Source organism: Microbacterium sp. AC132 (assembly GCF_979258525.1).
The window spans coordinates 2,291,077-2,305,162 of sequence record NZ_OZ409862.1 but is presented as its reverse complement, the minus strand read 5'-3'; the positions used below and the strand labels follow the sequence as shown (position 1 = coordinate 2,305,162).

General features: G+C 66.5%; 14 protein-coding genes. 8 read left to right on the top strand and 6 right to left on the bottom strand.

Annotation, left to right across the window (positions count from 1 at the left end; genetic code table 11):
- Nucleotides 1-60 precede the first annotated feature (60 nt).
- From ACZZZQ_RS10890 to ACZZZQ_RS10880, 3 genes are all read left to right on the top strand, one after another.
- A complete protein-coding gene (locus ACZZZQ_RS10890) occupies nucleotides 61-1,689 on the top strand; it encodes an MFS transporter (RefSeq protein ID WP_463507533.1) in 1,629 nt (542 codons plus the stop codon).
- Between the two features lie 107 nt (nucleotides 1,690-1,796).
- Entirely contained in the window at nucleotides 1,797-2,453 is a 657-nt protein-coding gene (locus ACZZZQ_RS10885) for a hypothetical protein (protein WP_463507532.1), read from the top strand.
- Nucleotides 2,454-2,645: 192 nt separating this feature from the next.
- Nucleotides 2,646-5,009 carry an arylsulfatase gene (locus ACZZZQ_RS10880; RefSeq protein ID WP_320490606.1) on the top strand — a complete coding sequence of 788 codons (2,364 nt, stop codon included), beginning with the start codon at nucleotides 2,646-2,648 and terminating at the stop codon, nucleotides 5,007-5,009.
- Nucleotides 5,010-5,148: 139 nt separating this feature from the next.
- Here ACZZZQ_RS10880 and ACZZZQ_RS10875 read toward each other — a convergent pair whose 3' ends face one another.
- Nucleotides 5,149-5,676 (bottom strand): GNAT family N-acetyltransferase, encoded by a 528-nt coding sequence (locus ACZZZQ_RS10875; RefSeq protein WP_463507531.1) that lies wholly within the window; start codon nucleotides 5,674-5,676, stop codon nucleotides 5,149-5,151.
- Nucleotides 5,677-6,322: 646 nt separating this feature from the next.
- Here ACZZZQ_RS10875 and ACZZZQ_RS10870 point away from each other — a divergent pair.
- The gene (locus ACZZZQ_RS10870; protein ID WP_463507530.1) at nucleotides 6,323-7,564 is read left to right on the top strand and encodes a Fic family protein; all 1,242 of its coding nucleotides are present in this window, start codon (nucleotides 6,323-6,325) and stop codon (nucleotides 7,562-7,564) included.
- 178 nt (nucleotides 7,565-7,742) lie between these two features.
- Here the strand turns inward: ACZZZQ_RS10870 and ACZZZQ_RS10865 are convergent, their stop codons facing one another.
- The gene (locus tag ACZZZQ_RS10865) at nucleotides 7,743-7,874 is read right to left on the bottom strand and encodes a hypothetical protein (RefSeq protein WP_268776162.1); all 132 of its coding nucleotides are present in this window, start codon (nucleotides 7,872-7,874) and stop codon (nucleotides 7,743-7,745) included.
- A gap of 229 nt (nucleotides 7,875-8,103) precedes the next feature.
- Between ACZZZQ_RS10865 and ACZZZQ_RS10860 the strand changes: the two genes are divergently transcribed.
- Both ACZZZQ_RS10860 and ACZZZQ_RS10855 read left to right on the top strand, forming a co-directional pair.
- On the top strand, nucleotides 8,104-8,247 hold the full coding sequence (locus ACZZZQ_RS10860; protein WP_157538179.1) for a hypothetical protein: 144 nt from the start codon (nucleotides 8,104-8,106) through the stop codon (nucleotides 8,245-8,247).
- 45 nt (nucleotides 8,248-8,292) lie between these two features.
- A complete protein-coding gene (locus ACZZZQ_RS10855; RefSeq protein ID WP_463507529.1) occupies nucleotides 8,293-8,496 on the top strand; it encodes a hypothetical protein in 204 nt (67 codons plus the stop codon).
- Between the two features lie 7 nt (nucleotides 8,497-8,503).
- On the opposite strand, the gene ACZZZQ_RS10850 is transcribed toward ACZZZQ_RS10855, so the two are convergent.
- The gene (locus tag ACZZZQ_RS10850) at nucleotides 8,504-9,523 is read right to left on the bottom strand and encodes an FUSC family protein (protein WP_463507528.1); all 1,020 of its coding nucleotides are present in this window, start codon (nucleotides 9,521-9,523) and stop codon (nucleotides 8,504-8,506) included.
- A 175-nt stretch (nucleotides 9,524-9,698) separates the two neighbouring features.
- The gene (locus ACZZZQ_RS10845; protein ID WP_463507527.1) at nucleotides 9,699-10,190 is read right to left on the bottom strand and encodes a DUF1269 domain-containing protein; all 492 of its coding nucleotides are present in this window, start codon (nucleotides 10,188-10,190) and stop codon (nucleotides 9,699-9,701) included.
- 242 nt (nucleotides 10,191-10,432) lie between these two features.
- Between ACZZZQ_RS10845 and ACZZZQ_RS10840 the strand changes: the two genes are divergently transcribed.
- Nucleotides 10,433-10,573: a hypothetical protein gene (locus ACZZZQ_RS10840; RefSeq protein ID WP_463507526.1), complete on the top strand. Its 141-nt coding sequence runs from the start codon at nucleotides 10,433-10,435 to the stop codon at nucleotides 10,571-10,573.
- Nucleotides 10,574-10,575: 2 nt separating this feature from the next.
- Nucleotides 10,576-12,789, top strand: a complete 2,214-nt coding sequence (locus ACZZZQ_RS10835) for an arylsulfatase (protein ID WP_463507525.1) — start codon at nucleotides 10,576-10,578, stop codon at nucleotides 12,787-12,789.
- Between the two features lie 234 nt (nucleotides 12,790-13,023).
- Here ACZZZQ_RS10835 and ACZZZQ_RS10830 read toward each other — a convergent pair whose 3' ends face one another.
- Nucleotides 13,024-13,536 carry a tetratricopeptide repeat protein gene (locus ACZZZQ_RS10830; protein WP_463507524.1) on the bottom strand — a complete coding sequence of 171 codons (513 nt, stop codon included), beginning with the start codon at nucleotides 13,534-13,536 and terminating at the stop codon, nucleotides 13,024-13,026.
- Nucleotides 13,537-13,597: 61 nt separating this feature from the next.
- Nucleotides 13,598-13,954, bottom strand: a complete 357-nt coding sequence (locus tag ACZZZQ_RS10825) for a cupin domain-containing protein (RefSeq protein ID WP_463507523.1) — start codon at nucleotides 13,952-13,954, stop codon at nucleotides 13,598-13,600.
- Nucleotides 13,955-14,086: the final 132 nt, after the last annotated feature.

Here is a 14,086-nt window from a genome sequence, read left to right as displayed (position 1 = left end):
ATCGAGGCGCCAGGCTCGATGTGCTCTGCGGAAGGACAGCCGGATATGTCAGCAGACCCGATGACCTCTCGACCTGAGGCACCGAGATCCGCCGCCGTCTCCGCCTGGGCGCCGCTGGCCATCCCGGCATTCCGGGTGCTGTGGTTCGCGCAGCTGGGCAGCAACATCGGCACCTGGATGCAGACCGTCGGCGCACAGTGGTACCTCGTCGACGCCGCGGCCAGCGCGACCATCATCGCCCTCGTGCAGACGGCGAGTCTGGCCCCGGCCGTGCTGTTCTCCCTCCCCGCGGGCGTGCTCGCCGACTCCCTCGACCGCCGCAGACTGCTGATCTGGGGGTCGGTGGCGAGCGCCGTGATCGCCGCGGCGCTGACCGTCATCGCCGCCCTGAACGAGCTCACTCCGTGGACGATCCTCGGCTTCACGTTCCTGCTCGGTATCACCTCCACGCTGACGTCCCCGGCCTGGCAGGCGATCCAACCGGAACTCGTGCCCCGCCCGCTCATCGGCGCGTCCTCCGCGCTCGGCGGCGTCACGGTGAACGGTGCCCGCGCCGTCGGCCCCGCGCTCGCGGGGGTTCTGCTGTCGCTGTTCGGCGCGCCCGTCGTCTTCGGCATCAACGCGCTCAGCTTCATCGGAGCAGTCGTCGCCCTTCTGTGGTGGCGACGGCCGCAGCAGAGCGGACTCGACGACAGGGAACCGTTCACGGCCGCGCTGCGCGCAGGAGTCCGGTACGTCTCATCCGCCCACCTCGTGCGCCGCATCCTTCTGAGGTCCGCGCTCTTCGCCCTGCCCGCCAGCGCACTGTGGGCGCTGCTTCCCGTGACCGCCAAACGGCTCGACCTCACAGCGAGCGGATACGGCTTCCTGCTCGGAGCGCTCGGCGCCGGGGCCGTGCTCGGCATCTTCGTTCTGCCCATCGCCCGCAAGAGGTTCTCGGACAACGCGGTGATCGCGGTGAGCGCTGTGCTGTTCGCAGCCGGCACGCTCGCCGCGGCATGGCTGCCGTTCGTCCCCATGCTGCTGCTGCTCGTTCTCGCCGGGGTCGCCTGGATCGGCACGCTCACCGTGCTGAACGCCGCACTGCAATTGACCCTCCCGCAGTGGGTGCGATCGCGAGGAGCATCGATCTACATCCTCGTCTTCATGGGAACGATGGCCGTCGGGTCGTTCGGCTGGGGCGCCCTGGCCGGAGCAGTCGGCACGGCGACGTCGCTGGCCGTGGCCGCGGCGCTGCTCGTCGTCATCGCAGGCAGTGTGATGTGGCTGCCGCTTCTGCCGGGCACCAGCACCGTCGACCGGACCGTCTCGATGTCATGGCCCACCCCGACTCTCGTCCTCGACCCCCAGCCGACAGACGGCCCCGTTCTCGTGCAGATCACCTACACCGTGCGACCCGACAGCATCGACGCGTTCCGAGAATCCATGCGACTGGTGGAGAGTTCGCGGCGGCGAACCGGCGGGTACCGATGGACGCTCCTCCGCAGCGGCGAAGAGCAGGACCTGCTGCTCGAGTCCTTCATGGTCCCCTCCTGGGGAGAGTACCGACGGCAGCAGACCCAGAGACTGACCGGTCGCGACCGTGAGATCCAGGCGACCGCGCGGGCGCACACCGAAGGCGAGCCCACAGAGGTGCACTACTTTCCCGAGCCCACGCCGCCCCGCAGGAGACCCGGACCTCAGCGCTGAACGGCCTCAGGGGGACAGCGGAAGGCCTGCGCCGTCGGATGCCGGGGCATCTGGGAATCCCGTGAGAATCGACGGGCTGGTCACGACCGCGCCGATAGCGTCGAAGCATGGATATCGACACCAGACGACCCCAGGTTCGCCGTGCACGCATCCTCTCGCCCCTGTTCGGGATGGCGGTCACGGCTGCGCTGCTGGCCGGATGCGCCGCCCCCGCGTCCCCCACCCCGACGGTCACGCAGACGGTGACGGCATCCGCTGATCCTGCGCCGAGTCCGTCGCCCAGCGCATCCTCCACGCCGACCGCGGGCGTCAGCCCATCGGGCATCGGAGACGTGGAACTCGGCGCGCCCTACGACGAAGCCGTGGCGGCGGCGGGTGCCGCTCCAGTGGACGCCTGCCCGTGGCTCGCGTCCACGGAGGCCGACGGATACATGCTCACCGTTCAGCGCCCCGAGGTCTCGGAACAGGACCCCGCGGTGGTCGACCTCGTGCAGGTGTCCGCCTCACCCGTCGACCTCGAAGGCAAGCCGGCCGTCGGCCCGCTGACCGCTGAGGGGATCGGTCTCGGTTCCCGGCTCGACCAGGCGCTGGCCGTCTACCCTGACGCGGTCGAAGTCGAGAGCGTCGGCGATCGCCGCTATCTCGCGATCGAGTCGGAAGCCGGCACCGGTTCGGTCTTCCTGACTTACACCGCCGGAACCGACATCATCTGGGGAGTGACGGCGACGACCCTCGACGAGCCGCCGTACGAATCCTGCGCGTGAGCGCGGGACCGCAGCGTCAGAGCCCTCTCGGCCCGCGTGAAGTCTCTACGACGGTGGTCGTCACCCCTTTGGGGTGACCGTCCTCCCATCGCCCCGGGTCGCTTCGGTAGAACTTGAACTGCCGCTGACCGTGGGGGATCGAGTGTCACGGGCCAGGGGCGCTCGGCGGCATCTTGACGATCGGAGAGCACGATGAAGACGTATCACGAGGGCGAGCGATTCCCGGGCCGGATCGGACGGACGTACGAAGAGTCGGAGGCGGCCTTTCCGATGCCGCCGACTGCTCCGGATGGGGCACCGAACGTCCTGTACATCGTGATCGATGACATCGGGTTCGGGTGGATCGACGCCTTCGGTGGTCTCATTCACACGCCCAACATCTCCCGCCTCGCCGACGGCGGGCTGCGGTATACCTCCTTCACGACGACCGCGCTCTGCTCTCCGACGCGCTCGTGTCTTCTCACCGGCCGCAACCACCACTCTGTGGGCATGGCGAACATCCCTGAGTTGGCCAGCGGCTTCCCCGGATACAACGCCCGCCAGCCGCAGAACAAGGCCGGGATCGCCGCGATGCTGCATGACTACGGATACACGAGCTTCTGCATCGGCAAATGGCACAACACCCCGTCCGAGGAGACGGGAATCTCCGGTCCCTATGACCGGTGGCCGACGGGCCCGGTGTTCGGGTTCGACCGCTTCTACGGGTTCATGGGCGGCGACTCCGACCAGTGGTACCCGAAGCTCTTCATCGACCGAGAAGCCATCGACCAGCCGAAGCTGCCGGAAGAGGGCTACCACCTCTCCGAGGACCTGACCGAACGCGCGATGAGCTGGATCGCCCAGCACAAGTCGCTCTCGCCGGAGAAGCCGTGGTTGACGTATCTGGCGTTCGGGGCGATGCACGCCCCCCACCACATCTGGCCGGAGTGGGCCGACCGCTACAAGGGCAAGTTCGATTCCGGCTGGGACACCTACCGCGAGGAGACTCTCGCGCGGCAGAAGGCCATGGGCATCGTCCCGGAGTCCGCCGAGCTCTCCCCGATGCTGGAGGGCGTACCCGAGTGGGACACACTCTCCGCAGACGAGAAGAAGCTCTTCGCGCGGATGGCGGAGGTCTACGCCGGATACATGGAGCACACCGATGAGCAGATCGGGCGTCTGGTGGACTTCCTCGAGGAGACAGGGCAGCTCGAGAACACTCTGCTGTTCGTCTTCGTCGGCGACAACGGATCCTCCGGGGAAGGAACTCTGAACGGTCTCTTCAACGAGCAGTCGGTGACGATCTTCAGCGGTGAACCGCCGGAGACGGTGGAACGGAACCTCGAGCGCATCGATCAACTCGGCCAACCCGGGTCTTACAACCACTACCCCGTGGGGTGGGCGTTCGCCGGCAACACCCCATTCAAGCTGTGCAAGCAGTACACGCACTGGGGAGGCGTGCGGAACCCCATGGTCGTCCACTGGCCCGCAGGCATCAGCGCCGCCGGCGAGCTGCGGCACCAATACCATCACGTCACCGACATCGTGCCGACGATCCTCGACGCCATCGGGGTCGAAGCGCCGCGCTACGTGAACACCGTGCAACAGGCGGAGATCGAAGGCGAGTCGATGCAGTACACCTTCGACGCCGACCCGGACGCACCGTCGACGCACGTCACCCAGTATTTCGAGATGCTCGGCAACCGCGGGCTCTATCACGACGGCTGGAAGGTCGTCACCTACCACGGCCGCAAGCCTTGGGAGAACGCCGCCGCCTGGTCCTTCGATGAGGACAAGTGGGAGCTCTACCACGTCGCCGAAGACCCGGCGGAGGCGCACAACCTCATGGAGGGGAAAGACGCCAGCAACCTCGACGATCCCGATGTCCGCAAGTGCATCGACCTGGTTTCGCTGTGGTGGGCCGAGGCCGGCAAATACCAGGTGCTCCCGCTGGATGACCGGTTCCAGGCGCGCGCACTCGACCGGGAGGCACTCTACGCGGCGAGCCCGAAGACCACCTGGTACGAGGGGGCCGTGCGTGTTCAACCGTTCGAGGCGCCGCTGACCCTGAGCCGATCGTGGTCGATGAGCGCGGTCGTCGAGATCCCCGAAGGTGGCGCGACGGGCCCCATCGCCGCGATGGGCGGCGACTCCTCGGGCTGGAGCCTCTATCTGAACGACGGGGTTCCGACGTTCTGCTACAACTTTCCCGGGCCGGAGCTCACGTACATCCGCGGAACAGAAGCGCTCAGTCCTGGCCGCCACACGATCGACTACGTCTTCGACAAGACAGGGCCCGAGCCACTGGGCGCCGGCGGCTCCGGTCGGATCACGGTCGACGGCACAGTCGTCGGCGAGGGAGAGATCCCCCGAACGTGCACGGTGGGGTACTCGATGGACGAGACGTTCGACATCGGATGGGACAAAGGTTCACCGGTCTCCGAAGAGTACGGACCGATCGCGAAGTTCACCGGCAAGATCGTCCGTGTCGACTTCGACTCGCAGCCGGATCTGCATCCCGATCACGCCGACCACCACGCCCAACAGCACGTCAACCAGGCGATGCTCCGGCAGTGACCCGCTGGGGCGGCCGCCGTGCACGCCGCCCCAGCGCCAGTCCCACGTCGTCCGGGGACTCCTCACGAGCCGCGCGGAGAACCTCCGTCGACTCGCCTGGAGCCATCCGACGACTGACGGCTCGGAACGAGCCTCTGCCTCACACTCCGGTGCGAGAGTAGCGACTGACCCAGAGGCCGGGAATCGGCTCGGCATCCGACTGGTGCACGAAGCCGAGGGACTCGTACAACGCTCGAGCTGGCGCATTGTCGCGCCCGGTCGCGACGACCGTCTGGGGCGCGAGCGACATGACCTGCCCCACCAGCGCGGCGCCCAGGCCTTTCCGGTGATGGGTGGGGTCGATCATGAGACGGTCGAGGTCGACGACGTCATTCTCGATCACGTATCCCACCGCGCCGGCGATCTGGTGATTCTCGTCGACGCAGACCAGCCACTCCAAGCCAGCCGAAAGCAGGTCGGACGCCGTCTCATGGAGCGGCGGAATGCGGTCGTCACCGATCAGCCGAGCCTCGACAGCGTACGCCTCGTGCTGAAGCTCAAGGAGGCGCGGCGCGTGACTGCGCAGTTCATCTGCGGTCAATCTTCGCGTCAGCACAGTCCGCCGCCCCTTCACCCGATCGAGCCGGTAGACCCGGCCTTGGCCTTTGCGTCGCCACAGAGACCACATCAGTTTGGCGCGACTACGGAGAGTCGGGGCCGGCCCAGCTTTTCTTCAATCATGCGCCGCCTCTCGGCCCGTGGCGCTGTCCGACGGTGCGATATGGGTGCGGCGACAGCTCAGCGATCCGCTGGCTTCGTCGACACACGGCATCACCGCTGTGACCTCCCGGGCCTCTCGTCGCGGAGGACGGATGCGGGACGCCTCGCGCGAGAGAGGAACGCTGATGCGAGGCGCCCCGAGTGACGCCGATGCCCGCCGGAGTCACTCCGGCCAGATCGTCGCCCCCGGCGCCATCCGGCAGATTCAGGATCCCCGCTCGAATCCATTCCCACCAGACTCAACTAGACATCGAGTGACGAGGTACTCCGCGTTGCCGCGCATCGCGGGCTTGTACCGCTCAAGGTCATCGACAGGCACCATGATCGACCCACCAGACCAGGCGCGTCTCGCACGTCTCCAGGAGATCCGACAGGGCATGGAGGAGCTTCGGATCGAGGCTCTCGCCGAACGTCGAGGTAGAACCTTCACGACCGAAGGGACGCTCGAGTTCATTCGGCGAGATGATCTCGCCGCAGATAGCTCTTCGCGCCAGACGCGGGTTGAGTCACCCCCTACCAACACCTAGTTCCATAAGTGTTGGTATCATGGTGTGATGCCCACGTCTTCGCCCAGCACCCGCATCCCCATCGATGCCATCTCGAGCGAGACCCTGGACTGGAAGCCGCGGGCACCGGAGATGTTCTCGCGGGCCGAGGTTGTGCGTCAGACCGGGCCGTATGAGGCGACGGTCACAGCACCGATTGCCGAGTGGAGCCCGCAGGTTCCCAGCGAAGACGCCGCTGATGTCGAAGACGCCACGCGCCAGCTGGTCGCGTTCGACGAGCATGCGCGGCGCACGTTGGGCACCGACAATCCGGCCCTGGGCCCGATGACCGCGATCCTGCTGCGCACAGAGTCCGCGTCCAGCTCACAGATCGAGCAGCTGACGACGTCGGCGAAGCAGCTCGCTCTCGCCGAGATCGATGAAGGCGACAAGGCCAACGCGCTCACGGTGATCGGGAACGTCCGCGCCATGGAGGCAGCCCTCGCGCTCTCGGACGAGATCTCCGAGGAGTCGATCCTGCAGATGCACCACGCTCTGCTGCGCCACCAATCCGGCCTCGAGCACGAAGCAGGTCTCTACCGCCAAGAACCGGTCTGGATCGGCCCCGGCAACGCCGGCCCCCGCCAGGCGGAGTTCATAGCTCCCCACCACGACCGGATTCCCGGTGCGATCGGTGACCTGGTCAGATTCGTGAAGCGCCAGGACATCTCCGTGCTTGTTCAGGTCGCTGTCGCGCACGCTCAGTTCGAGACCATCCACCCGTTCGTCGACGGCAACGGCCGCACCGGCCGCGCGCTCGCGCAGTCGATCCTGCGCAACAAGGGTCTCGTCGGCTCCACCGCCGTGCCGATCTCTGCAGGACTGCTCGTGAACACCGGGCGCTACTTCCAGGCGCTGACCGCTTTCCGAGCCGGCGACGCTGCCCCGATCATCCGCGAGTTCGCCATGGCGAGTCGCATCGCCGCGTCCACGGGGACGCAGCTGGTCGACGATCTCGTCGCGCAGCTGGACGAGTCCCGCGCTCTACTCCAGGGCGTCCGCTCCGACGCTGCGGTCTGGAAGGTCCTTCCCGCGCTCGTGGGCCAGCCGGCTGTGAACACGAAGTACCTCATGAGCGCGCTCGGACTCGGCGAGATGGCGGCGCTGCGCGCGCTGGACACACTCACCGATCGCGGGGTGCTCACCGAGACGACCGGTCAGGGACGCAACCGCGTCTGGCAGCACCGCGGGATCTTCGAGGTCCTCGACGGATACGCCGAGCAGATCCGCCGGATGACCGCTCGAGGCTAGCCGCGCGCCAGCGCGGGGTCATAAGCCCCGGCGGGTCGGCACTGCTTACGACCCCCGATCCGCCTTCCGCGTAATCGTGCGGATTTCGTGCGCTCCCGTGCGTTCGGTTGCTGGGGCACTTCGACGGAGACCCCCAGCAATCGAGCGCATCCGAGCGCGCATTGCCTCTGAACGAGGTCTAATCCGGGTCCGGACCTGCGGCTGCAGTTCCCTCGAGCTCGCGAAGCCGTTTCAGCTGTGCCCACGGCCAGAACGCGATCCACCCGATCGAAACGATCGAGCCGCCCATGATCATCGAAGCGATATCCATGCGCTTCACGCTACGGACTCGGCGTGCCCGCGGTCATCCCCCGCGCGACGGATCCGGTCAGACAGCCACTGCGGCTGGCGACCGCAACCTCAGAAACCTCACTATGCGGAGTCCTCGTCGATCCGCGTGATTCCGGGGTTTACGTGTTTACAACCTCACAAACCTCAGTTGCTCAGCGAGCCTCCACCCCGCTCGTCACGACCGACCCTGACCCCGAATAAGTGGCCCCATGCCTGAACAGAAACCGATCGACAAGAAGACCGCCCGGCACATCCGAGCTCTCGTCATCACGCAGGACGACGCGCTGAAGGGTCGCCCTTGGCGGTCGATGAAAGCGATCAAGCGCGCGCTGAAGGCAGGCGAGATCGACTGACCTGCGCTCGACGCTCACCCCACACACGACCTCGAGGAGACACCGATGGCTCTCATCTACAGCACGACCCCGCACGACACCGACGAGCTGGTCGCTCTGCGTCAGGTCATCAACGACAACGAGCGCGAGGCAATCCTCCTAACCAAAGCGGCGTTCAGCAAGCGGCTGCGGAAGGTGCCCGAAGACGAGATCCTCGCGCTCGATGCCGCGGGCGCCGCCCAGCTCTACGCTGATCTGCTCACTGAGTGATCGCCAGCTAGGCACCTGACCCTTGACCGTCGGAGACCTGCTTCTGTGAAGCGGTGCGCGCCGCTCGAATGAGGATGGGAATCACGGCGCCGAACAGCAGTGCCAGGGCGACGCCGATGAGTGTTTCGAGTGCCCGCTCGGCAAAGCGGAGTCCTGGTCGTTCTCCGATGCCCTGCAAGATGAGCGTGAGCGCGAGATAGGTGGTGAACGCCGGAGCGATATACCACCGGCTGCCCTGTGTTGCGGCGAGGGCAGCGATCGCCAGTCCGACAGTGGCGATCGTGACTGCGACAGGGGGATCAAGTCCGGCCAGGTATGCCGCAGCGAAGGCTCCGGCCACGACGCTCGCTGCTCGCCCGACACCACGCAAGACGAGTTGCTCTCGGCCGGGTCGCATCACCAGCAGGACAGTTCCCGTCGCCCAGCCGACGTGCTCCAGTTCGAGCACGTATCCGAGGAGCGCGGCGATCGCGGCTGCCATACCGAGAAGGGCGCCGTATGTGAGCGCCTCCTGCCGCGTCGGGGTGGGTGGACGCGCAGGAGGGGCGACCTGCCTCTCCGGCCAGAGCATCGCCACGCCCCATGCGTAGAGAGATCCAGCGAGCATGAGGACGGCAATCAGGGCACCTTCCGCGAGATCGCGATAGGACAACGCGATGCCCGTGAGTGGAAGAACCACCGCAAGCGCCAGCGCGCCCGCTCGAGCTTGCCGCGCCCACCAGGTGCAGCCGACGGCGAGGCCGAACATGGCGCAAACCGCAAGGAACGGCACCTGCGTCAAGAGAGAGCCGGTCAGGAACCCCACAGCGCTGAGGAGCCCCACGAGGGGGATGATGCGTCGACCTCTGCGGTAGCCGGGAAGATCGAATGCGGCGACCGGGATGACCCCGACCGCGAGAGCGAGCCCCGCTGTTGGGCTGAACGGCATGACGATCATCGCGGGCACGGCGTACACCGCACCGAGCAAGAACATCGTCCAATGCCACTGGATTGGGCGGTGGGCCAGCGCCGAACGAGGATCGTTCATGGCCTACCCGAACGAGGTGGAGTGACGATGCCGCCCATCGCCGACGCCGGCGTTGAGAGGCATGGGGCCGGCTGCGGAGGTGGTGCGTCGGCTACGGGTCGTGCAGCAGCCTCCCCAGATTCGTCCCGCGCGACGAATCTGGGGCCGACCGCCTCAGCGCACACGTAGCGATCGATCAGTGCGAGCCCAGGTCGTGGATGAGTTCCTTCTCGTCTTCTTCCGACAGTGATGTCTGCACGACGGTGCCGTTGTACGGAGCGAGCGCTGCGGCGAACTTGTCCTCGGTGAGCTTCACGGCGTAGAGGACGATGGCGGACTTCCCGGCGGTGACCGTCGATTTCACGCGGTTGCGGAACTCGGCGTCCAAGCCAGTCTTGTCCAGGCCCGCGAACAGGGCACCGAAGAGTCCTCCGAAGATCAGTCCCGCGAAGGGGACGAAGAAGAGGATCCCGATCAGTCCGCCGAAGAGAGCCCCGCCGGCGGCACCGGCGCCCACCTTGCCGGTGGTCCCGGGGTATTCGACCTTGGTCTTACCCTCGCCGTCAACCTTGACGAGTGCGAGCCCGGCGAGCTCTACGACGAAGTCGCCCTGCAACTCCTGCACCCGGTTGTACGCCGCTTCCGCGTCCGCTTCGGAGTCGTATGCGATGACGATGAGATCGGCCATGGGGATCCTGCTTTCGTGGAAGTGCCGTCAAGAAGCTCCTTCTCGGCGGCAGATGGTTCTGAGCCTGGAACGGCCGGACAACGCCACCGGCGCCGCCTGCCAGATACAGGATGCGGCCTAGCGGGACGGGGCGTTCCCGCCCCTCACCTTCGAAGGGTGACCCGCCCGTTTCCGCCTCGCGCGTGGCGCATACGCTCGGCCGCACAGGGCGAGACCGGCTCGCCGTACCTCAGGGAGTGGCGATGTCCGACGTGCAGCGTTCTGTTCTTCCGATCCCGGACCTCGCCTACACGGGCACGGTCACCTACGACGCGACCGACCCCGACACCACGTTCCCGCCGATCACCCCGGTGCGCCCCCTGAAGGCTCCCCGAACGTCCTGATCGTGCTCATCGACGACACCGGATTCGGCGCTTCCAGCTCCTTCGGCGGACCCGTGCAGACCCCGAACTTCGAGCGCGTCGCGGCCGCAGGACTGAAGTACACCCGGTTCCACACCACGGCGCTCTGCTCACCCACGAGGGCGGCACTTCTCAGCGGACGCAACCACCACACGGTCGGCATGGGAGGGATCACCGAGATCGCCACCTCCGCACCCGGCTACAGTTCGCTGCGTCCCAACAGCTGCGCTCCGCTGGCTGAGACGCTGAAGCTCAACGGATACAACACGGCTCAGTTCGGCAAGTGCCACGAGGTGCCCGTGTGGCAGGCGAGCGCGATCGGCCCATTCGATGGATGGCCGAGTCCCGGCAACGGCTTCGAGTACTTCTATGGCTTCATCGGGGGCGAGACCAATCAGTGGTACCCGGCTCTGTACGAGAACACCACACCCGTGGAGCCCTGGGGCACCCCCGAAGACGGATACCACTTCATGGGCGACATGACCGACAAAGCGATCGCCTGGGCCCGCGAGCAGAAGTCTCTCGCGCCCGACGTGCCGTTCTTCACCTACTTCGCCCCCGGCGCCACCCACGCACCACACCATGTGCCTGCTGAGTGGGCCGACAAGTACAAAGGACAGTTCGACCAGGGCTGGGACGAGATCCGCAAGGAAACGTTCGCGCGCCAGCTCGAGCTCGGCGTCATCCCGCCCGACGCCGTACTCACCGAGCGCAGCCCGGGCATCCCCGCGTGGGACGAGATGAGTGATCTGATCAAGCCCGCTCTCGCCCGCCAGATGGAGGTCTACGCCGGATTCCTCGCCTATGCCGATCACCACGTCGGCCGGCTGCTCGACGCCTACGAAGAGCTCGGCATCCTCGACGACACCCTCGTCTACGTGATCATCGGCGACAACGGCGCCAGTGCCGAAGGGTCGATGCACGGCACGACCAACGAGAGCTTCACGATCAACCACATGAACGAGATCGAGACCGAACAGTACGTCGCCGATCACATCGACGACATCGGCACCCCGCGCTCCTACAACCACTACGCCGTCGGGTGGGCTCACGCGATGGACACCCCATACCAGTGGACCAAGCAGGTGGCGAGCCACTGGGGCGGCACCCGCAACGGCACGATCGTCAGCTGGCCGAACGGCGGAGTGGAGAAGGGCGGCATCCGCAACCAGTTCAGTCACGTCATCGACGTCGCACCCACCGTGCTCGCAGCCGCCGGAATCCCCGAGCCCAGCATCGTCAACGGTGTCACCCAACGCCCCTACGAGGGCACGGCGATGAACTACACCTTCACTGACGCGGATGCCGACGCGGCCGAGCAGCACGAGACCCAGTACTTCGAGATGATCGGCAACCGCGCGATCTACCACAAGGGCTGGACGGCCGTCGCGAAGCATAAGGATCCCTGGCTCGCGTCATCCCATGGCCTCGACGACGACGTCTGGGAGCTGTACAACGTCGAGGAAGACTGGACACAGTCCAACGACCTTGCCGCCGAGGAGCCCGAACGCCTCGCTCACCTGCAGCGGCTGTTCCTCATCCAGGCGGCACGCTTCAACGTGCTTCCCCTCGACATTCGCTCCGCCGAGCGGATGAACCCGGACATCGCCGGCCGGCCGCAACTCGTCGTCAGCGACACGCAGAAGTTCTATCCCGGTATGAAGCGCATGAGCGAGAACACCACGATCAACATCAAGAACAAGTCGTGGACCGTCACCGCGCAGGTATCGATCCCCGACAAGGGTGCTGACGGTGTGCTCATCGCGCAAGGAGGCGCGTACGGCGGCTGGTCGTTCTACCTGAAGGATGGTGCTCTCACGTTCGCCTACAACCTCCTTGGCATCACCGTCGACATCGTGCGCTCTGACGAGCCTGCGCCAACTGGCGACCGCGAGTTGCGCGCACACTTCGCTTACGACGGAGGAGGCGTCGCGAAAGGCGGCACGGTCACCCTCTTCGCCGGCGAAGACAAGATCGGCGAAGGGCGAATCGAGAAGACGATCCCCTACCAGTTCACCTTCGACGAGACCGTCGATGTCGGCCAAGACCTCGCGTCGCCGGTCTCGCCCGATTACGCCGCCACCGGCAACGCGTTCACCGGAACGATCGACTGGGTACGCATCGACCTCGGCGACGACGACCACTCCCACCTGATCGCCGACGAGCACAAGCTGGCCGTCGCGATGCTCAAGCAATGAACGCGTGAGACTACGGGCAGCGAGACGTCCTCGAGGTGGGATGCCCCGCCTCGAGGGAGGTAACGCTGGCGGGGCATCCCGGGTGACGCCGGTGCCCGCCGGGCGTCACACCCGATGTCAGCGCACGCCCCCCGGCGCCCGCTGACAGACTCAGGATCGCACCATCTCGGCCCGAGCGTGCGCGACCCTCATCCCGCGAGGGCGATGCACCGTCCAGTGCGATGCGCGCTGCGTTCAACGGTACTCATGCGCGTCGAGCGACGCGAGGTACTCCGCGTTGCCGCGCATCGCCGGCTTATACCGCTCGAGCGCCTCGATCTGCACGTGATCCGCGAGTAGCAAGAGCAGGCTCCCCAACGCTCTGTTCACGTCCCCTTGCGCGTGAAGGGTCAGCGCCTCGAACGCCCCCAGCGCCACGTCGTCCGGGAACTCCTCACGAGCCGTGCGGAAGACCTCTGCTGACTTGTCCAGATCGCCGAGGTTGCGCAGCGTGGATCCGTACTGCAGGAAGCACCGGCGCCGGATGTCGCCGCGGAGCCCGTTCCCGAGCGCGCGGCGGTAGTACCCCTTCGCCATAACTTCTTCGCCGGCGGTGTCGAACGCGCCGCCGACTTCGTAGAGCACGCGCGGATCGTGTGGGTGCTGCTCCAGGATCGGGCGAAGCGCCGCGATCGTCGGCGCCATGTTCTCGCGGTCTCGCTCCCCGAATATTCGATCCAGCTCAGCGTTCAGCTTGTCCGTTGCCATCGTGGCCCCCCGGTGCACGGCGCTGGAACCGTACTCAGTCACGCTATCCGAAGCACACGCCTCAGAGCGCGACGTCGACGGGCCGTCGGTCTCCTCGCGTGTTTGGGGTGCTGATCACGAGGAACCGCGTCTCCGTCTCCCCAGGGTTGAAGAACCGGTGCGCGAGCCCAGGCGGGACCTCGACTCCCTGCCTGGCCTCGAGGTCGACGGCGCCCTCGGCGGTCTGCATCTGAGCGGTTCCTTCGAGCACGTAGAAGAACTGCGTCGCAGTGTCGTGCACGTGCCACTCTTCGCCGGCTCCGGCCGGGACTCGCTCCTCGATCACCGACAGCCCGGGGCTGTCGAGCAGCCGCCACCCGTCGGAGACCTCGCCCCACACGTAGTGATCAGCATTGGTGACATCGACAGGTTCGGGCATCCTTCGATCCTTCCAGACGAAATGGTCGGCGCTTAGTGCGAACGCGCGCCCGGACACATGCTCTAGGAAGTACGCACACCTTGGGATCGACGAGAAAGAAGCCTGCCGACAGTGAACACCCCGGCGCCAACG

Coding starts and splice junctions, on each gene's coding strand:
- ACZZZQ_RS10890 (WP_463507533.1), top strand. CDS start 61: ATGACCTCTCGACCTGAGGCACCGAGATCCGCCGCCGTCTCCGCCTGG.
- ACZZZQ_RS10885 (WP_463507532.1), top strand. CDS start 1,797: ATGGATATCGACACCAGACGACCCCAGGTTCGCCGTGCACGCATCCTC.
- ACZZZQ_RS10880 (WP_320490606.1), top strand. CDS start 2,646: ATGAAGACGTATCACGAGGGCGAGCGATTCCCGGGCCGGATCGGACGG.
- ACZZZQ_RS10875 (WP_463507531.1), bottom strand. CDS start 5,676: ATGTGGTCTCTGTGGCGACGCAAAGGCCAAGGCCGGGTCTACCGGCTC.
- ACZZZQ_RS10870 (WP_463507530.1), top strand. CDS start 6,323: ATGCCCACGTCTTCGCCCAGCACCCGCATCCCCATCGATGCCATCTCG.
- ACZZZQ_RS10865 (WP_268776162.1), bottom strand. CDS start 7,874: ATGGATATCGCTTCGATGATCATGGGCGGCTCGATCGTTTCGATCGGG.
- ACZZZQ_RS10860 (WP_157538179.1), top strand. CDS start 8,104: ATGCCTGAACAGAAACCGATCGACAAGAAGACCGCCCGGCACATCCGA.
- ACZZZQ_RS10855 (WP_463507529.1), top strand. CDS start 8,293: ATGGCTCTCATCTACAGCACGACCCCGCACGACACCGACGAGCTGGTC.
- ACZZZQ_RS10850 (WP_463507528.1), bottom strand. CDS start 9,523: ATGAACGATCCTCGTTCGGCGCTGGCCCACCGCCCAATCCAGTGGCAT.
- ACZZZQ_RS10845 (WP_463507527.1), bottom strand. CDS start 10,190: ATGGCCGATCTCATCGTCATCGCATACGACTCCGAAGCGGACGCGGAA.
- ACZZZQ_RS10840 (WP_463507526.1), top strand. CDS start 10,433: ATGTCCGACGTGCAGCGTTCTGTTCTTCCGATCCCGGACCTCGCCTAC.
- ACZZZQ_RS10830 (WP_463507524.1), bottom strand. CDS start 13,536: ATGGCAACGGACAAGCTGAACGCTGAGCTGGATCGAATATTCGGGGAG.
- ACZZZQ_RS10825 (WP_463507523.1), bottom strand. CDS start 13,954: ATGCCCGAACCTGTCGATGTCACCAATGCTGATCACTACGTGTGGGGC.